This window comes from Ruegeria sp. BB6, assembly GCF_056539385.1.
Window position 1 is genome coordinate 392,064 of sequence record NZ_JBQFUW010000002.1, and the last position, 19,704, is coordinate 411,767.

A 19,704-nucleotide genomic window follows, 5' to 3' on the forward strand; every position below is an offset into this window, starting at 1 on the left:
TGGTGCGCTCGGAATTTCTGAGCGCACTTCAGCTTTTCCACGATCTATTTTCAAACGACCGTTCACCTTCGGACCGCTAAGCTCAAGCGCCCACGCCCCACCAGGTGCGCTTAACTTATTTATTTTGAACACTTTTTTGACGGGCACCAAAAATCCCAAAATACCATTCGGTAATATTTACAAATTGGCATATCGTTGACTAACAAGTCAGACGCCTACGTTGTTTTGAATATATTTACTGGGAGGTTTCTATGCTTCGATTGCGTTCCTGTTTGGTGACTTTGATTTCCCTGCCCGCCATTTCTTTTGCCGATGCGGTTCCAAGCAAACAGGCCGCTGAGGGCACGTTTGCGGAACGCCCCTTCTCGCCCTATGCCAATCGGACCTTTCCCGAGCGTCCGCTTTGGGGCGACACCCATTTGCACACTGGGCTTTCGTTGGACGCGGGCGCGTTCGGAAACACTCTGCTGCCTGACGAAGCATGGAGATTTGCTAAGGGTGAACAGGTAATTTCATCCACTGGTCAACCTGTCAGGTTGGCTCGACCGTTGGACTGGATGGTTCTGACGGACCACACCGACCTTATGGGTTTTGCTCCAGACTTGCAGGCGGGAAAACCCGGCGTCCTTTCTGACCCAAAGGGTTTGGAATGGTATGAAGGCTACAAGGCTGGCGGTGAAAACGCGGCCAAGGCAGCCTTTGATATTATTACGAATTTTTCGCAGATGACCCTGCCTGAAATCCTGCTGGAGTCCTACAGCCCCGGCGCTGACGCTTTTGCGTTCACGTGGGAACAGATTGTCATGGCGGCCGAGCGGCACAACGACCCCGGAAAATTTACGGCCTTCATTGGGTTTGAGTGGACGTCCGTGCCAAAGGGCTTCAACCTGCACAGGAACGTTATGCTGCGCGATGGCCCAATCCGCGCATTGCAGATGGTTCCGCCGGTAACCCAGCCTCCTTACGGGGATACGGACCCCAAAGCGCTGTACGCCTGGTTGGAAGAATATCAAGCGAAAACAGGTGGTCGGGCGGTTGCGTTCGCGCATAACGGCAACTTGTCCAATGGCTGGATGTTCCCGACCGAAGACACGTATCACGGTGGCAAAGTAGACGAAGAATACGTCAACAACCGCGCCAAATGGGAGCCGCACTACGAAGTCACGCAGATCAAGGGCGATGGCGAGGCTCACCCCTATCTAAGCCCGGATGACCCATTTGCCGATTATGAGAACTGGGATGTCGGCAATCTGGACATCACAGAGCTTAAGACCGAAGACATGCTGGCCGGCGAATACGCGCGCGAGGCACTGAAACGCGGTCTGGCTTTGGAAGAAAAGTTCGGCGTGAACCCCTACAAGTTCGGGATGGGCGGGGCAACGGACAGCCACACGTCACTGGCGACGGCCGAAGAAGAAAACTACTTCGGCAAATCGGTCAGCGCCGAACCCTCTGCCACGCGGGTGCTGCACCCGTTTGTCGAAAGCGAATTGGGTGCCTTTGAAGGACATACGCTTGTCGCGTCCGGCTATACCGCTGTGTGGGCGTCGGACAACACCCGCGCGGCTATTTTCGACGCCTTCAAGCGTCGAGAGACCTACGCAACCACGGGCCCGCGTATCGGTCTGCGCTTTTTCGGTGGCTGGGATTTTCAGGACGAGGACTTGCTGACCCGTCTTGTTGCTGATGTCGGGTACACCAAGGGCGTCCCGATGGGCAGTGACCTTCGACCGCGCGAGGGCGACGGTGCGCCAACTTTCCTGATCGGCGCGCTGCGTGACCCCATTGGCGCCAACCTTGATCGCGCGCAAGTTATCAAGGGTTGGCTGGACGCGGACGGTGAACTTCAAGAGAAAGTTTTCAATGTTGCCTGGTCCGGCGACCGGTCATTGGACGCGAGCGGGCAACTGCCAGAGGTTGGAAATACCGTCAATGTAGATACAGCAAGCTGGAGCAACACGATCGGCACGTCGGAACTGGTGACCGTTTGGACAGACCCCGAATTCGATCCGAGCCAAAGAGCCTTCTATTACGTCCGGGTTCTGGAAATACCGACTCCGCGCTGGGTGCTGTACGACAAGCTGCGCTTTGGCATTGATCTGCCGGAAGAAGCGCAATTGGTTCATCAGGAACGCGCGTATTCCTCGCCAATCTGGTACACACCAAGCGAGTGATCCGTCATTTCGGATGTCGCCGTTAAGATAAACGATAGACACGGCACGCTGAGTAACATCAAACTATCAAAGACAGAGCCGCTGGTCAGCATTGGCCGCGGCTCACGTTTTCCCTGAGAGAGCCCATGCGCATTTTTAAAGAACCACTGCTCCACTTTATTTTGATCGGGGGGGCAATTTTCGGATGGTTTTACCTTGTTTCACCTCAAGACGGTGAGGCAGAGCCAACTGAAACGATAGTTGTTGACGAACAAGACATTGATCTGCTGGCTGAACGGTTTTCAGACACTTGGAAAAGACCCCCGAACGAAGCAGAGCTAAGCGCCCTTGTTGACGCGACCGTGCGCGAAGAAGTTCTTGTAAGAGAGGCGCGCAAGCTCGGGCTCGACCGCGGAGATCAGGTTATCCGTGCGCGGTTGGCGCAAAAGATGGATTTTCTAACGAACGCGATCGCGTCATCGGCCGAGCCGGAAACCCAAGAATTACAAGCATTTCTGAACGAAAACTCCGAGCGTTTCACAACCCCTCGGCTGATCGCGCTGGATCAGGTGTTTTTAGGTGAATCACCCAGCTCTGGCGACGTTGCCGACGCGAAATCCCGATTGGAGGCCGGTGAAGACTGGTCGGGCATTGGCACACGAACTTTGCTTCCACGATCCCTGCCCTTGTCGTCAGCCCGATCCATTGATGCCAATTTTGGTAAACAATTCTCGGATTCCGTCGGTGCGCTTGCAACTGGGCAGTGGGCTGGTCCGATCCAGTCGGGGTATGGGCAACACTTGGTTCGTGTCACGGCGACCCAACCGGCCTCGCTGCCGCCGCTTGACCAAATTCGCGAAGCCGTTCTGCTGGAATGGCGCCGCGAGACCGGAGAAGAACTGTCACGCGCTCAGTACGAGAAGTTGGCCGCAAATTATCAGATCGTCGCACCGGGACAGGCAGAGGCCGAGGAATGAAGACCTTTCTCTATCTGTTATTCACCATCTGGGTCGCGTTTACCCCGAAGGTCGCGCACGCCCACGCATTGGATCCGGGCTATCTGGAACTTAGGCAGTTGACCCAGAACACCTGGCAGGTGCACTGGCGAAAGCCCGACGTCGTGGGCCGACCTATGAATATAGACGCCGTTTTCCCAAACTCATGTGAACCGGCACGGGGGCCGGAACCCACATCCGACAGTGTCGCATGGGTATCCACGTGGATCATGGAATGCGATACCGGTCTGGCAGGCAAACCCGTCTTGATCGAAGGGCTTGAAAAGCAACGAAATGACGTTCTGTTGCGCGTTCAGCCCCTTGACGCAGCCACAACTACGCTGCGCTTCACGCCCGACGTTTCTACGCTGATCATCCCGGAACAACCGACGACCAGTTCCGTTTTCTTCAGCTATTTCCAGCTTGGTTTCGATCATATTCTGGAGGGCTGGGATCATCTTCTGTTTGTTTTTGCTCTTTTCGTTCTGGTGCACGACAAATGGCGGCTGGTCGGAGCGGTCACAGCGTTCACTGTCGCACACTCGATCACGCTGGCCCTTGCGACTTTGGGCATCGTTCACGTCCCGGGCCCGCCGGTAGAAGCCGTCATCGCCTTGTCGATCGTATTCCTGGCGCTGGAAATACTCAGTCACACTGAGGGAAAACCAAGGTTGTCAGAACAGTACCCTTGGATCATTTGCTTTTGCTTCGGTCTCTTGCACGGGCTTGGATTTGCCGGGGCATTGGCTGAAATCGGTGTTCCGCCCCAAGACATTTTCACGGCGCTGCTTTCCTTCAACTTGGGCGTAGAGGCCGGCCAGCTTTTGTTCATAGCAGGGCTTGCGGCGATCATGTTGGCTTGGAGACTCACTACAAGGTTCGAACCCGCGAAAGTTGCTTCCATTGCTATGCCCGTTGCAGGCTACGCCATCGGTTGCGTTTCAATTTACTGGCTGGTCGAGCGTGTCAGCGGTTTTTGATGCCAAATGGGTCAATACATGATTGATTAAAGATCATTTCGGTTTCTTCATTCCGGTGATGTGCCCCGCTTTGGAACAATGGGCACCGCCACAACCGGCAGGGAAAGGGGGCAAAAATTGCGATTTTTGGTACGAGGACTGGTCGTCATCGGCGCAATAGCTCTGGTAGTCTTTGGCGTCGCCTGGCTATTTCTGTCATCTCCGTTCCTGTCTTCGGCGCGCTCGGCTATGGCCGCGCAAATTCTGTCCGAGAAAATCGGCCAAGACGTTAGCATCAAGGGCGACCTTCGCGTGGGGCTTGGCCCTCAACTGGAGGTTTCCGCCACAGAGGTCGTTCTTCCCGCTCGATCACTGGAGGGGACCGATTTCGCCAAGATTGATACGCTCGGCTTCCAACTGTCTGCGCGTGATCTGACCAAGGGCAAGCTCTCGGTTAGCAACGTGGTAGTGGACGGAGTTCATCTGAAGCTGATCTCGACCCAAGAGGGGGAAACATCGTGGCGCGCCAATTCCGGCCCCACAGACAAAGATACGTCACCTCGCAGTGGGACACCGGTCGCAATCTCTGATCTACTGGCAGACCCCCAGCTCAACATAAACAACATTTCAGTACTGTATCAGAGCGCGCAAAACGGCATGGACCTGGACTTGCGCATACCCGACCTGACATTGACATCCGGAAACGGTACGGCGGCGGCTTCTGCGACGGGGAACGGAACCCTGAACGGAGAGGCTTTTGACCTCCAACTCCTTTTCCCAAAAGAGGAACCATTTCAGCTAAGGGCCGACTTTGACCATGTTTCGATCACCGCCAACGAAGTTGAGACGGCGTCGGGGCTGACCGTGGAAACGAAAGCAGAAATCAATCAGTTTGGGCAACTCCTTGATATTTTGAAACTCAATCGCGTTCTTGAAGGCTCTGGCCAAGTAGGCGCGACTTTCAAGTCGTCCGAGGGGATCGCGCGGGTCGATGATCTTGATGTGGGGGTACAACTGGATGGCGGGCAAAGCCTTGAATTGACCGGTCAGATCGGTGAAATCGGAAACCCGGCCGATGTATCGTTGACGACTAAAATCCGACTTTACCCCAAGGGTGAAGACCCCGCCCCCGCTCAATCACGCTATGACCTGAAACTCATCGCTGTGGATATGGTCATGGACAGCGTTCCCGGCCAGGTGCCACAGCGACAGATGGTAATCCAGACCAACGGGTTCACGTTGGACACCGCAGGGGAAGGACCGCCGCCTGTCAAATTCTCTGAGGTATCTAGAACCCCGGACGGCACATTGCGAGTTGGCAATGTCAACTTGCGCATCGGAGACCCCTCAAACCCCTTTGTTATCCTGAACGGATCAGTCGGTGACGCTCTGCGCCTGCAGGAGGTTTCAGCAGAAGGGTTGCTGGACATTCCGGCCAGCAGCCTGATTTCGCCAGAGCTATTGGGCGCGGACGATCAACTCGGCAGGTTTTCAGGAGAGTTTTCCCTGACGGGCGGCATCGACCAGCTTACGCTTTCGGATTTGGACGGCCGCACGAGCGAGACTGAAATCTGGTCTCTGAACGTTGACGGTTCGGTAAAAAATGTTCTGAAGTTTGAAAATCTGGATCTGGGGATCGAAGTTGGCGTTCCATCTGGCGCGGACCTTTTGCAGGCGCTGTCGTTGGACCCTGTGGACACGGGGCAAGCGGGGTTTTCGATCAACCTGAGCAGCGACGGCGCGGACTGGAATGCTGAGGCGGACATCACTGTTGCGGACTCTGAGCTGTTGTTTTCAGCCACATTGGACGACGCGACCTCTGACCCTGTCATGAAGGGGCAAATCGAAAGCGACCTGATCCGAATAGACCAAATTCGCAGCATAGTCCTGGCAACCGCCCAGTTGAGAAAGCTCGGACTTTCCGACGAGGACAGTGTGGACGAGGCAACGGATACCTCAGACGCTGGCCCACTGAGGGATGTCACGCTCAAACCTATTGGCCGCTCAATCCTTCTTTCGGGAATGAACATGGATGTCGACATCGACCTGCGCCATATTGAAGGGGCCGAAGGCATAAGCAGTTTGCAAAGTGAAGTGACGCTCGACGAAAGTGAACTGAAAGCCGGACCTTTGAAATTTGAATACGGCGGGGCCAATTTCGATGTGAGTGGCCTTTTGGACCTGTCGAACGAAGACCATTTGCTAAACCTGACTGGTCAGGCCGGTGGCTGGCGGTTGGACGATATACTGCACAACCTGAACTTCAAAAAAGGCGCCAGCGGAACGATCTACGCAGATTTCAACGTGACTGGCGGGATCGACTCGGTCAAACATTTTGCCCAGTCAATGCGGGGCAACGCCACCGTATCCATGCGCAACGGGTCCATTGAAACCCAGCTTCTGGACCTTGCGGGTCTTGGATTGCTGCCTTGGGTCTTTACAAAAGAAAAACAGAAAGTTGCGCCAATCGTGTGTTTGCGCGCTCCGCTATCCATCGCAAGCGGGAATATCTCGACCAAACAAACCACGCTGGAAACCGATCAGGTTCAAATCGTCGTTTTCGGTGCGGTGGATATGAACAACAAGGCTTTGGACCTTAACCTGCAGCCCCGAAAAATCGGAGAGCCGCTGTCCCGCAGCCCGTGGCCTGTGACCGCCACCGGACCTCTGGCCAAGCCGAAGATCAAGGTCAAGGACGGGCCAAAACGACTAAAACGGTCTGACGGCGCTGATAAGATGCCCTCCAACCGCAAGCTGTGCGTGCCAGACATCCTGCAATTGCAATAGCGCAGCCAAGGACTGCGCTTTGCTTCAAAAGGAAGGGGCGCGAATGGATCGCGCCCCTTGATTTGTACTTATTGGATCAGACGAAGTTTTTGGATCGACCCTGCAATTGAAACAAACGAGTCGATGATCTCTTCACCCGTCACTTCGTAGTAGTGGGACGGAGACGATGCGCAGGCTTTGATCTCTGCTGCTGCTGTGTCCGACGTCTCGAAAGCGACTGCGTAGATCACGACATTGTTTGCCTTGGCCAGTTCACACTGCTGCTTGAACAGTTGCAGGTTGGTTACTTGCGACGAGGTGACTGTGGTGTCCCCGGCCGGACGTTCGACCAACTCGGTAAGACCGTTCTCAATTTCCACTTCATTCGTCGGCCGCACCTGTGGGCTGGTCCGCCCGTCCGTCATGATAACGATGTATTTCGACGAATCTTTCTCATCCCAATCCAGCGGACGGTTGGCGAATTCGGCGGGTATTTCGCCGGCCGCGCTAAGATGCGCAAATGCGTCTCTTGCCGCCGGGTCCAACAATGCCAGAGCATATTTCAGGCTGTAATTGGTGCCGGTGCCGTCAAACAGTCTCAGGTTGTCGATGAAGTTGTGCAGGATGCCTTCATTATTCTGCGCATAACGGATGCTCATTTCATCATCCGGGCACCAGCCCCAATTCTGGGTTGTTTCGTCGTAATCCCAGTTCACGAAATATGGCACCTGCTCGATAGACCCGGACGGCAGATTCGAGTTCATGAAATCCGAATACGTCATCTCAAGGCAAGACGAGACGTTGTTTGGGATCGTCTCAACATAGGCGTAAAACTCTGAGAACTGGAATTCCAGATCCACGTTGTTGAACTTTGTCGAACCCGTGATTTCCTCGCCAGCAATGCTGAAAAACGTCGTTGTTTGCTTGCCGCCCTTAATAGACGCACCCAACATTTTAGCTTTTTCAGGCAATGCCGGAGTCTTCGAGATGATGAATTCCTTCACGTAGTGATGATAGGTATCGACATCATCCTTGTTGAAAAGCTCGACGTCGTGACTTGGGTATCCTTCGATTTTAGCCGAGAAATTCGGCTCGTCACCGCCAGAAGTATCGAACCAGAACACAACGTTTGAAACGTCCTGCTCCCATTCCCGAAAATGGTTCGCTTCTGTAGTCGTGCCAAATCGTTCGCCGCCCAGGTATTCAAACATTGTCGAACCAGGGTTCGTCTGACCGGCAAACGGAATGATGCTGATCGAGGTCTGCTTGTCGGACTTTACGCCCGTGGTCGGGTCTTCATTCCGGCTCAAGCTTTTTGTAATAAAGGCTTTGGCGGCAGCTTGCATGAGTTCAACGCGATTGTTGTTCCCCATGCTTCCCGAAATATCCAGGACCATCGAAATCTCGGTATGTGGCGCGGCTTCGTTCGCTGCAGAAGCAACATCCAAGGACAGGGATTCCACCCCGCTCAAACGCATGAAATGGGTCTCGAACTCGGTCCCGATACTGGCCGAGACAGTTCGGTCCAGATAGGATTCCTCAACACCGATATTCTTTTGGTACTCGTCAAGCCCCTGAGCCGCGAGGTGAGCATTGACGACATCGGCAGGCGGCAGCTCCTGCTCTAGGTTCGCAGCGGCCAGTACCGCATTGTCCAGCGCCCATTGCAATTTAACCCGGTCACGTTCGTAGTTCATGAAATCGACCGCTATGCCCGTCATTGCGATAAGGGTTACGAACACAAAAAGGACGAATATAGTAAAGCCACCATATTCTTCGCCAGAAAAGCGCTTTAGATACTCACGATATTTATTAGACCGCTTGGAACTTGCAGCCTCTTGAGGGCAGAACTTGAGCATTGCAATCTCCACAAAATTCAGGATTCCGTGAGATACTGCTCGAAAATATTGTCCCTAATTTGCTAAATATTTGCCTTTTAGATTTCGCAGGGTGAACGGAATGTTAATTTAATGTGAACGGGCGGAAATACTAAATATGTTCACGATCATTCTGCCTGCATTTAGCAAATTCCCCCCGAAACAACAATAAAAAGAAGCGCTTAAAAAAATTAATACAGCGAATTATCACCGCTACTTTTCGGGTTTTCTTGGACAGACTCCGCTTAGGTCGATGTCTGGTTAAATCCCGTTGGGATCAGAACCCGGCTCTCCAAGCCGCCAAGATCACTGGACGTACCGAGGTTTAGCTTGGCACCGTAGGCATTTAGCAGATCAACGGCGATCGCCAATCCCAGTCCGCTGCCCGTGACCGACGTATCCAGACGCCCGCCCGACCTGAGCGCTTCGCGCCGGTCGTCTTCCGGTATTCCCGGGCCGTCGTCCTCGATATGAACTTCGATGCTCCCGCGTTTGGACACCGCAGTCACGCGCACGGTGGTTCGGCACCATTTGACCGCGTTGTCCATCAGGTTCCCAAGCACTTCCTCAATGTCCTGCGGGTCCATTCGAACCCACAGCCCCGGCGCGCGCGTCACCTCCAGCGTTTTACCTTCCCTCTCGGCCATCGAAGAAAACAGGCGGGTGAGCCGGTCCACCGAATTCGACAGATCGGTTCTCGAGTGCGAAAGCTCTGCTGTATTCAAAGCCCTCATCCTGGCAAGCGACCGGCTGAGCTGTGCGTCGATCCTGTCCAACGCCTCCTGTGCTGCGTCTGTCGGCGCGCCGTCCTCGGACAAGGTGCTGAGTTCATTCCTCAGAATGGCGGTCGGTGTCTTGAGGGCATGCGCCAGATCTGCCGCCTGCCGCCGGGAACCGGAAACAATGTCCCGGTTGCGACGCGAGAGCTGGTTCAAATCCCCGACCAGCGGCGAAACTTCATCAGGATAATCTGCAGGCTCTAGCCCCTCATCCGTATCCCAACGGTGGGACACATCGCTTCTTAGCTTTCTCAGCGGCCCCAGAATGACTGACGACAGCAGCATCGACCCCACAACACCAATCAACCCGACCAACGCGAATACGGGCAGCAGACTGCGCTGCGCTGCGCGCCTCTCAGCAATCAATTGGGCCTGGCTTTCGGCAACACTGACCCCCCAGACCGTACCGTCTTCGTAGGTAATCTCTTGAAATATGCTGCGGACCCTTTCACCTTCCGGGCCCGGAATGTTCCAGATTCTAGGCGTATCGGGGGAATCCAGAGGCTCGGCTATGGTTTCGTCAAAAAGCGATGACGAGGTGAAAATCTCTCCGGCTGCATTTGTAACCTGCCAATAGCGCCCCGAATACGGAGTCCCATATGCAGGGTCAAACATCAGGCTACGCAAAGCCTCGGGGTCGCCGGTTGTCGCGCTTAGACCTACGACAAGTTGCGTGTGCCGATCCCTCAGCGTGCTGTCAAAGCGATCCGAGACTCTGGAGTCGATGTACGAGAAAACGGCCAGCGTCCCAACTGCAACGGATACTGCACCGGTCGCGATTCCTCCCAGCAATGCCCGTTGGCGCAAAGACAGCATTAGTCGGTATCAATCATGTACCCGCGGCCCCGAACGGTCTTGATCAAGTCGGCCCCCAACTTCTTGCGCAATCGCGTTATGAACACGGCGATTGTGTTGGAATCCCTGTCCGCATCATATTCATAAATGTGGTCGGAAAGCTCGGATCTTGACACCAAGCGCCCCCGATTATGGGCCAGGTAGGTGAGAACGGCGATCTCCTGCGCGGTCAGATCAACTGCAATCCCCTGCGCTGTCACGCGCCCGTTTTTCGAGTCGAGCGTGACGCTGCCCATCTCAATCACCGGATTCATCAAGCCGCTTTGACGCCGCAGGATCGCCCGAACACGGGCTGCCAGCTCGGGCATGTGAAAGGGTTTGGTCATGTAGTCATCCGCACCGGCGTCGAGACCATCCACCCTCTCGCTCCAGCCGTCTCGGGCGGTCAGGATCAATACGGGCGTTTTCAAACCCGCGTTTCTCCATTCGCGCAGCACGGAAATGCCATCGCGCTCCGGCAACCCTAGATCAAGGATGATAACGTCATACGGTTCGGTTGAACCAAGATGAAGGGCGTCCACTCCGTTATGAACAACGTCGACGACACGCCCTTCGGCGTTCAGCAGTTTCTTGACTTGCGCGCACAGGTGCGGCTCGTCCTCAGCAAGTAGTACTCTCATTCTTCGTAATTATATTTGTTTGAGCGACGGTTCATCTATTATTTTCTACCGCCGCCATTTCCACCCGAATTCCCGCCGCCGGAGTTACCACCGCCACCGCCGGAGTTACCACCGCCACCGCCGGAGTTACCGCCACCGCCGCCGGAGTTACCACCACCGCCGCCGGAGTTACCACCACCGGAATTACCGTTACCGCCGGAATTACCGTTACCGCCGGAGTTGCTGTTTCCACCCCGGTTCCCGCTGTTGCCCTTATTGCCAAAGTTGCCCTGAGACTTGGCACTCGCCGAGTTTCCTTTGTTTGACCGGGCAGCTTCTGAAATCTGGCGTCCAACACTAGATCTATTGGACACAACGACGCCGGATTGGGCGTCTACAATAACACTTATGATTTCGCCATTCGGCTTCTTGACCAAGATGCGATAATAGACCTTGTCGGACTGAAAAGCGCGCGCGTCCACCGGCGTTCCACCAAAGACCCGCTCAACCCCTTTGATTACTTTCTTCAGCCGGATTGCCGTTCCCGAAGCAGTAACCTTTCGCAGCTCGGATTGTTTCAGCTCACGCGTAGCGGCTTGGCTCTCGGCACCCAAGAGCAAAGTAGCCAAACATATAATCGCCAAGAGCTTCTTCATTCCTTCCACTCTTTTCCCGCGAAATCCTATGCGAAGCTTACTCAACTCAACGTGAACGTGTGATGAACGGTTAATTCCACGTGGGTTCAATGAAAATCTGTTCAATAAGAGGGGCTAAACGATTCTAAATCAAGCATTTTGCACACTTACGTTGAGAAACAGCGACACGCATTTTGGAAACAACTGCAAAACTCGTCTCGAACTAACGAACAAACACCGTTTTGCCCTGCTACTCACGGAGGCAAAAACAACCGGGCCAGCCATTCATTGAGGTTCAAGAACCCTTGGCTGGCCCGGTTTCATGTCCGCCGAGTTTGACAGGCAGGATGACGGAAATGGCCTTAGACAGGTGGGGATTGAACCCAGCAATTGGGGTTTTGCCAACGTCGTTTGGCGGAACGTCAAAATTTGATGTCGCTTCCATATCATCACGTCGCATTTTTGCTTGCCGCTGATGACCGGCACTTGCACACTTGCTGCATGACGATGACTTGTATTCCAAATCCTATGGATCGCCGGGCGACTGGCTGTGATCTGGTGATCTCTGCTTGATCGCAAGGCTCTTGCCTTCTGCAACCCGCTGCGATCACTCGGATTTCGGAATACAGAATGACCCCTCAAACTCTGCGCTTGGCTATTGATATTGGCGGCACATTTACAGACACGGTTCTGGTTTCAGGCGAAGACCAGATTGTTGCCTCGACCAAAACCCTGACCACCCATCAAAACCCTGCCGAGGGTGCAATGGACGGTGCACGACGGGTCATGAGGCAATCGGGATGCGCGTTGTCCGACGTCTCTGGTTTCATTCACGGAACGACGTTGGCCACCAATGCCCTGATCGAGCGGCGCGGCGCCAAGGTTGCAACGATCACGACCGAAGGCTTCCGCGATATTCTCGAAATCGCCTACGAGCGGCGCTATGCGCAATACGATATCAATCTGGAAAAGCCCGACCTGCTGGTGCCTCGGGAAAGGGCGTTCACGGTGCGCGAGCGTATGTCGGTGGACGGCGACGTGCTTATCGCGCTAGAGCAGCCTGCGATAGACGCGGTGCTGGACGAGATCGACGCAAGCGGCGCGGACGCGGTCGCCATTTGTCTAATGCACGCTTACGCCAACCCCGCGCACGAACAGCAATTGCAAGCGGTCTTGGCCCAAGAGCGCCCCGAACTGGCCATCTCAATCTCGTCCGAGGTCAGCCCCGAGGCGCGTGAGTTTGATCGCCTCTGCACCACGGTTGCAAACGCCTATATCCAGCCCTTGATGCAGACATACCTGACGCGCTTTGCGGACCGGTTCCGTGACGAAGGTCTATGCTGCCCGATCCTGATGATGACGGCGGGTGGTGGGATGTGCACCCTAAACACAGCGGCGCAATTCCCCATCCGTCTTGTCGAATCCGGCCCGGCCGGGGGTGCCATTCTTGCCGCCCGGATCGCCGCACGCGCGGGTCTGGATCAGGTTCTGTCCTTTGACATGGGTGGAACAACGGCCAAACTATGCCTGATCGACAATGCGCAGCCACAAACCTCGCGCCAGTTTGAAATCGCGCGTGCTGCCCGGTTCATCAAGGGCTCGGGCATGCCGGTGCGAATTCCCGTGATCGAAATGATCGAAATCGGAGCGGGCGGCGGCTCGATTGCCGGGGTGGATCGATTGGGGCGATTGACCGTAGGGCCACAGTCGGCAGGTTCCGAACCCGGCCCCGTTGCGTTCCTGCGTGGCGGCACGGAACCGACGGTCACAGACAGCGACATCGCACTAGGCTACATCACCCCCGAAACCTTTGCCGAAGGGCACATCGCGATTGACCCCGAGGCTGCACAACATGCTTTGGAACAAGGGATTGGGACCAAGCTCGGCCTGAACGCAACCGGTGCCGCAGATGGTGTCAGTCGTATCGTCGACGAAAGCATGGCCAGCGCCGGACGCATGCATGCCGTCGAAAGCGGTAAGGAACTTGGCACCCGCACCATGATCGCGTTTGGCGGCAATGGCCCTCTGCATGCAACACGGGTGGCCCGGTCAGCCGGAGTAAGCCGGATCGTGATCCCGCCAAATCCCGGCGTTGGATCGGCTGTTGGCTTCCTGTATGCCCCTGTCAGTTTTGAGATCGTGCGGTCACGGTATTCCATGTTGGAAAGCATCGATGTTGACGCCATCAACACGCTGTTTGACGCGATGATTTCCGAGGCGCAACTAGTGGTTTCCCAAGGCGCGGGCGATGCGCCAACTCTGCGACAGCGTACTGCGTTCATGCGTTACAGCGGTCAGGGCCATGAAATTGAAATCCCCCTGCCCGACCGCAATCTTTCCCCCAAAGACATAGCCCTCCTCACCCATGCGTTTGAGGAGGAATATCGCAAGCAGTTCTCTCGCCCGGTGCCGGGGATGCAGATAGAAATCCTCAACTGGTCGGTGCGCGTGGCGACCGTCGAAAAGGAACCGCCTACATTGGCGGATGCGCCGGTATCTCGCGCAACAAAACCATCGCAGACGCGCCCCGTCACCTGCGACCTAACCGGAGAAACGGTACAGGCAACGCTGATCGCTCGCTCGGACTTGCACGCAGGTGATTGTCTTCCCGGACCCGCGCTGATCACCGAGCCGCAGACAACCACGTTGGTCTCCTCGGACTTCTCCGCCCGAGTGGACGCGATCGGGAATCTGGTTCTTACCCGGAAAGGAACAGAATGATGACCCACTCTCCTGCCCGCCTCCAAGTTATGTGGAACCGTCTTCTGGCGGTTGTCGAAGAACAGGGGCAAACCCTGATCCGGGCGGCCTTCAGCCCAATCGTGCGAGAGTGCGGGGATATCTCGGCCGGTATATTTGATGCGAATGGGCACATGCTGGCGCAGGCTGTCACAGGCACGCCCGGACATATCAACACAATGGCCGAAGCGGTTCAGCATCTGCGCGCGGCATTCCCGGTTCAGGACATGAAACCGGGTGACATCTATATGACCAACGACCCTTGGCTGGCCTCTGGGCATTTGAACGACTTTCTTCTGATGATGCCCGCTTTCAGGAATGGACAAGTCGTGGGCTTTACCTCGTGCACCTCTCATCTGGTGGATCTGGGCGGGCTTGGCATGGGACCAGAGGGGTCTGACATCTATGACGAGGGCTTGTTGATCCCGCCCTGCAAACTTGTCGATCAAGGCATGCCAAACGCCCTTCTTCTTGACATCATCCGCGCCAATTCCCGCGAACCCATCGCGAATGAGGGCGATATCTACGCGCTGATCGCCTGTTGCGAGGCCGGGGTTGACCGCCTGCTGAGCATGATGGAGGAATTCGGCCTAGATGATCTGGATACGCTGGGCGCCTATATAATCGACACCTCGCGCCGCGGGACTCAGGCTGCAATCGCCGAGGTTCCTGATGGGGTCTATAAGAACGTCCTGAAAATGGATGGGTATGAGAATGAACTGGAACTTCACGCCACCCTGACCGTCCATCAGGACAGAATGCATGTGGATTTCTCTGGCACCTCGGGGTGTTCGCGCAAAGGGATTAACGTACCGCTGAATTATGCCACGGCCTACACTGTATTTGCGCTGCGCTGCATTGTTGGGTCGGACATACCAAACAACGCTGGATCGTTAGAGCCCTTCACCGTTGACGGACCGAAAGGGTGCATCCTGAACGCCCAAAGGCCCGTTCCGGTTGCCATGCGGCACACTCTTGGTCAGGTGACGCCCGATTTGGTACTGGGATGCCTGCATCAAGCCCTGCCTGATCAAGTACCGGCAGAGGGCGCAAGCTGCATGTTTGACCTGCCTATGCGTCACGCGCCCGAAGTGGCCCGTGACGGTGGACGGGAGTTTGCAATCGAACCCGTGCATAATGGCGGAACAGGTGCGCGGCCTCATGCGGATGGCTTGTCGGCAACGGCCTACCCGTCCGGCGTTTTTGGCAGTCAGGTCGAAATCACGGAAAGCGTCGCGCCCGTGACGATCTGGCGGCGCGAACTTAGGCCGGATTCTGGCGGCGCGGGCCAATATCGCGGCGGGTTGGGTCAGCGCATAGAAATCACATCGTCCAATAACGCGCCTTTTGTTGTGTTCCTTTCGGTTGAGCGACTGAAATTCCCCGCTCTTGGCAGGATGGGCGGCGGCGCTGGAAAACCCGGCCGCATTCACTTTCGCAACTCGGCCGAGGACATTCCGGGCAAGGGTGAGCTGCGCGTTGAACCGGGCGACTACCTGATCTTTGAGACGCCCGGCGGCGGTGGGTTCGGAGATCCAAAGCTGCGCGATCCCTCGGCCCTCGACCTCGATCTGAAACGCGGTCTGGTCACCCCAGACGGCGCAAAAGCTTACGGAGGTGACACATGATCCGCCCGAACGCTTATGTCGCTGATATGGCAGCCTATGCCCTTGCCGATCTGGGCGGGGCGCAGACAATCTCGATGGCGCAAAATGAAAGCGCGTTTCCCGCCAGTCCTGCCGCGGTTCGTGCAGGGCAAGCGGCGGCGTCTGACCTGACGCTTTACCCCGACCCCGAGTGGACCGAGCTGCGCGCAGCCATCGCGGACGTGCACCGCCTGAACCCAGCGCGCATCTTATGCGGAGCCGGGTCGATGGAGTTGATTGGCTGCCTGATCCGCGCCTACGCAGGACCCGGTGATCAGGTTTTGGGCACGCAATACGGATATGCTTTCCTGGCATCGGCAACCGCGCAAGCACAGGCGGATTATCGGACGGCACCCGAGGTTGATCTGACGGTCAGTGTTGACGAAGTTCTTGCCGGGGTAACGCCTGCGACACGCATTGTTTTCATATGTAATCCGGGCAACCCGACCGGAACGCTTATTCCGAACTCTGACATCCTGAGACTGCGTACCGAGTTACCGGACAACGTGCTGCTGGTTATTGATCAAGCCTATGCCGAGTTTTCGGACACGAACAATAACCCCGCAGACATCTTCGCGCTGGCGGACCGAGGTGACACCGTCGTCACGCGGACCTTCTCCAAAGCCTATGGGTTGGCGAGTGCCCGCGTCGGATGGGGGTATTTTCCACCGGACATTGCTGGCGAAGTGCGCAAGCTTCTGAATCCAAACAATATATCATCGGCATCGCAAGCTGCAGCGACCGAGGCCATGCGCGATCAATCGCACATGCGCGATGTGGTTGGCCAGACGGCAGCCCTTCGCGACAAGTTTGTGCAGGACTGCCGCGCGCTTGGGCTGACTGTGCCGGACAGCCATACGAATTTTGTCCTGCTGCGCTTTGCTTCAACGCGTGACGCTCAGGCCGCCGACGCCGCTTTGCGTAACGAAAATCTGCTGATGCGCGGAATGGCGGGTTATGGCCTGCCGGACTGTCTGCGTGCAACGATTTGCGCCCCCGAGACTATGGACAAGGCGCTGAGCGTGTTGAAAGGAGTGTTGGCATGACCGAGACGCGAACCGCAGCCAAGATTGGCGTGCTCGTCCCCTACACGAACACCAATCTTGAACCTGACATGGAGATGTTGCGCCCGCCGAATACCACGGTTCATTTCCAGCGTATGGGCGGCTACGACGTGGATGAGATCCCGGGGTCTGAACAGATGGCAGGTTTGGGTGCCTCGGATATCAGCCACGACTTACGGATGATTGCAGGCGTTCGGCCGGACATTGTGCTGTACGGCTGCACCTCTGCCACTCTGACGCATGGGCCTGCGTTCGATGCGGACCTTGCGCGACAGATAAAAGCCCAATCGGGCGCCCCGTCGCTGACAGCCGCTGGATCATTGATCGCTGGCATCAAAACTCTGGGCGCAACAAAGGTTGGGTTTTCCTCGCCTTATGTTGGCGAGATCAACACGCAGGCCGTGGAGTTTCTTTCGCAGAACGGGATCGAAACCGTGCGCTGCGCCGATATAGGACGCGAATTGGGGAATTACGGTCAAGGCGAACTGACCCCCGATGAGGTGTTTGATCTGGCCTGCCAAGCGGACCATCCTGACACGCAGGCAATCGTCCTGAGTTGCACCGACATGCGCGCGGTCGAGGTCATTGACCGACTTGAGGCGCATCTGGGGAAACCTGTCGTCACCTCGAACCAGGCTATGGTTTTTTGCATGATCCAAGTGTTGAAACTCGGCCGCGACGCCGCACTGCCCGGTCGCTTGTTTGATCACATTTGAGCCCTTTTGCGTGATGGGTGCCGGCACAAGGTGTCAGCCATTCGCTCCGTCACCGGCACGCACCATGTTTCTGAAACCGGCAGGTGTCATTCCCGTCAGGCGTTGAAAAACACGGTAAAACGCTGGCACATCCGTGTAACCGGTCTGCGACGCAATCTCTGAAACAGAGGCCGGACTATCAGCCAACAAAGACTTGGCCCGTTCCATCCTTATTCGCTGCAGATACTGGGTCAGGTTCAACCCAGTGGAGACGACAAACCGGCGTTGCAGACTGCGCGGCGAGATAGCGGCAATCGCTGCAAGATCAGATACAGGCGTTTGTTGTTGAAGGTTTTTCTCCAAGTACCGCTGGACGCGCAAAACCTGACCGTCGCCGTGATTGGTTATGGGCCGAAACCTCTGAAACCGCCGTTGATCCCTGCGGTCAGGATCGACAACAAAATGGCGCGCGGTTTCCAGCATCCTTTCCCGTCCTGCCAACCGCTCGATTACAATCAGCGCCAAGTCGATCCAAGCCATCATTCCGCCTGCTGTGACCAGATCGGAATATTCGATCACCAACCGGTCAGTATCCAGGTTCAACGCAGGCCAATCCGTGCGCACGCGATTGACAATTCCCCAATGCGTTGTCACCGGCCTGTTTCCGTCTATCCCTGCCGCAGCCACCCAGTTCAGACCAACACAGGCAGAACAGACCAACACTCCGTCCGCCGCACATTCCCTGAGCCACTCAACCAATTGTGGAGATGCATTAGGGTCAGAGATTTCGGCGGCAGGCGGCAGAACAACCGCGCCCCATCTACCAGATTCGTCCTTGGGGGCGGAGTCGACAATAGGGCTCAGACCGGCATGCGACAGCATATCCCGCAACCCAAGCACTGCGGATTGCAAGGCTCCGGGATAGTCCAGGATCAGAACCGGCTGCATCTCTTTCAATTTTGGCACGATCAGAAAAGATATCGTCATTTGTGACAATACCCAGATTGGCGTTCCGCCCCATATTGTCAATCCGAACTAGCGCGGAGAGTGACATGCCAAATCAAACTCACACCCTTATGGTCGGAGACATTGAACTGACCGTACACGACGATGGCCGTTTTCAACTGCCTGCCGGGTATTTTGCAAATGTTCCCGCAGGCGTTTCCTTGGGTGAGCAGGTTGAGATCGGCGCGAACCTCTGGACGCTTCGCACGGGTGAACGTTTGTTTCTGGTCGATACCGGTTCGGCAAATGCGCTGACTGAAAGGTTCCCGGATACCGGTCAGGCATGGCCCGGTTTAGAAACCGTGGACCCGACCGACATCATCCTTACGCATATGCATGCTGATCACATGGGCGCGCTGGCCGACCCCAGCGCATTCCCCGGTGCAAAGATCCACGTCACGCGCGCCGAGTGGGATTTCTGGACGAACCCGGCCCTACCCGATGCAGTGCCCGCCGACATGCGCCCAATGGTCGAGATGATTCAGGCCGTGGCCCAAGGCTTTGCTGACAGGGTGGTCCTACACGATGGCCAAACCGAATTGGCACCCGGCATAGGCTTGGTCCCTCTGCCCGGACACACAACTGGCCATACCGGAGTTCTCGTGTCGGACAAAGGGCAAGAGTTGATGATCATCGGGGACGCAATCATCTCGGAACGGCTGCAATTCACCCACCCGGGCGTAAGCTATGCGCTGGACGGCGACCCGGAGCAGGCAGTATCCACCCGGCGAGCGCTTCTGCAACGGGCGGCCTCGCAAGGCTTTACAATTGCAGCCACACATTTTGCGTTCCCAGGCGTGGGCAAGGTACAGGCGGACGGTGACACCTATCGCTTTGCCCCGATGTGACCCCACTTTTTCGTCCGTGAAGAAGAACCTCGCCGCCTCAAACGGCTGCCCGATTTAAACTGCGGGCAGGTTTCAACCGTGTGCGAACA

The 19,704-nt window shown here is 56.1% G+C and carries 14 protein-coding genes; 9 read left to right on the top strand and 5 right to left on the bottom strand.

All coding sequences use genetic code 11. The annotated features are described in order from the left end of the window. Positions 1 to 251 precede the first annotated feature (251 nt). The 4 genes from ACR0B7_RS06400 to ACR0B7_RS06415 all read left to right on the top strand — a co-directional run bounded on the left by ACR0B7_RS06400 (position 252) and on the right by ACR0B7_RS06415 (position 6,894). Positions 252 to 2,174, top strand: coding sequence for a DUF3604 domain-containing protein (locus ACR0B7_RS06400; RefSeq protein WP_170410654.1), 1,923 nt, complete (start codon positions 252 to 254; stop codon positions 2,172 to 2,174). A gap of 125 nt (positions 2,175 to 2,299) precedes the next feature. Further along, positions 2,300 to 3,130 carry a peptidyl-prolyl cis-trans isomerase gene (locus ACR0B7_RS06405; RefSeq protein ID WP_170482953.1) on the top strand — a complete coding sequence of 277 codons (831 nt, stop codon included), beginning with the start codon at positions 2,300 to 2,302 and terminating at the stop codon, positions 3,128 to 3,130. Then, complete coding sequence (locus ACR0B7_RS06410; RefSeq protein ID WP_170410660.1) at positions 3,127 to 4,128, top strand: HupE/UreJ family protein; 1,002 nt, start codon at positions 3,127 to 3,129, stop codon at positions 4,126 to 4,128. Before ACR0B7_RS06405 ends, ACR0B7_RS06410 begins: the two co-directional genes overlap by 4 nt. A 117-nt stretch (positions 4,129 to 4,245) precedes the next feature. Continuing rightward, positions 4,246 to 6,894, top strand: a complete 2,649-nt coding sequence (locus ACR0B7_RS06415) for an AsmA family protein (RefSeq protein WP_170482954.1) — start codon at positions 4,246 to 4,248, stop codon at positions 6,892 to 6,894. Positions 6,895 to 6,962: 68 nt separating this feature from the next. On the opposite strand, the gene ACR0B7_RS06420 is transcribed toward ACR0B7_RS06415, so the two are convergent. The 4 genes from ACR0B7_RS06420 to ACR0B7_RS06435 form a co-directional block, all read right to left on the bottom strand. After that, positions 6,963 to 8,732 carry a pilus assembly protein TadG-related protein gene (locus tag ACR0B7_RS06420; RefSeq protein ID WP_170482955.1) on the bottom strand — a complete coding sequence of 590 codons (1,770 nt, stop codon included), beginning with the start codon at positions 8,730 to 8,732 and terminating at the stop codon, positions 6,963 to 6,965. A 263-nt stretch (positions 8,733 to 8,995) separates the two neighbouring features. Next, positions 8,996 to 10,345 (bottom strand): sensor histidine kinase, encoded by a 1,350-nt coding sequence (locus ACR0B7_RS06425; RefSeq protein ID WP_170482957.1) that lies wholly within the window; start codon positions 10,343 to 10,345, stop codon positions 8,996 to 8,998. Further along, positions 10,345 to 11,004 (bottom strand): response regulator transcription factor, encoded by a 660-nt coding sequence (locus ACR0B7_RS06430; RefSeq protein WP_170383466.1) that lies wholly within the window; start codon positions 11,002 to 11,004, stop codon positions 10,345 to 10,347. The genes ACR0B7_RS06425 and ACR0B7_RS06430 overlap by 1 nt, the downstream gene beginning before the upstream one ends. A gap of 38 nt (positions 11,005 to 11,042) precedes the next feature. After that, positions 11,043 to 11,639 carry a hypothetical protein gene (locus ACR0B7_RS06435; protein WP_170482080.1) on the bottom strand — a complete coding sequence of 199 codons (597 nt, stop codon included), beginning with the start codon at positions 11,637 to 11,639 and terminating at the stop codon, positions 11,043 to 11,045. Between the two features lie 609 nt (positions 11,640 to 12,248). Here ACR0B7_RS06435 and ACR0B7_RS06440 point away from each other — a divergent pair. From ACR0B7_RS06440 to ACR0B7_RS06455, 4 genes are read left to right on the top strand one after another with little or no spacing between them, the layout of a single operon-like run. Next, positions 12,249 to 14,339 carry a hydantoinase/oxoprolinase family protein gene (locus ACR0B7_RS06440; protein ID WP_170482959.1) on the top strand — a complete coding sequence of 697 codons (2,091 nt, stop codon included), beginning with the start codon at positions 12,249 to 12,251 and terminating at the stop codon, positions 14,337 to 14,339. Further along, a complete protein-coding gene (locus ACR0B7_RS06445; RefSeq protein WP_170569156.1) occupies positions 14,339 to 15,985 on the top strand; it encodes a hydantoinase B/oxoprolinase family protein in 1,647 nt (548 codons plus the stop codon). Before ACR0B7_RS06440 ends, ACR0B7_RS06445 begins: the two co-directional genes overlap by 1 nt. Beyond that, positions 15,982 to 17,049 (top strand): pyridoxal phosphate-dependent aminotransferase, encoded by a 1,068-nt coding sequence (locus ACR0B7_RS06450; protein WP_480681122.1) that lies wholly within the window; start codon positions 15,982 to 15,984, stop codon positions 17,047 to 17,049. The genes ACR0B7_RS06445 and ACR0B7_RS06450 overlap by 4 nt, the downstream gene beginning before the upstream one ends. After that, a complete protein-coding gene (locus ACR0B7_RS06455) occupies positions 17,046 to 17,783 on the top strand; it encodes an aspartate racemase/maleate isomerase family protein (RefSeq protein ID WP_170569159.1) in 738 nt (245 codons plus the stop codon). The genes ACR0B7_RS06450 and ACR0B7_RS06455 overlap by 4 nt, the downstream gene beginning before the upstream one ends. Before the next feature lie 33 nt (positions 17,784 to 17,816). Here ACR0B7_RS06455 and ACR0B7_RS06460 read toward each other — a convergent pair whose 3' ends face one another. After that, a complete protein-coding gene (locus ACR0B7_RS06460) occupies positions 17,817 to 18,749 on the bottom strand; it encodes a GlxA family transcriptional regulator (RefSeq protein WP_480681124.1) in 933 nt (310 codons plus the stop codon). 65 nt (positions 18,750 to 18,814) lie between these two features. On the opposite strand from ACR0B7_RS06460, the gene ACR0B7_RS06465 reads away from it, so the two are divergent. Then, complete coding sequence (locus tag ACR0B7_RS06465; RefSeq protein ID WP_170482969.1) at positions 18,815 to 19,615, top strand: MBL fold metallo-hydrolase; 801 nt, start codon at positions 18,815 to 18,817, stop codon at positions 19,613 to 19,615. Positions 19,616 to 19,704 lie beyond the last annotated feature (89 nt).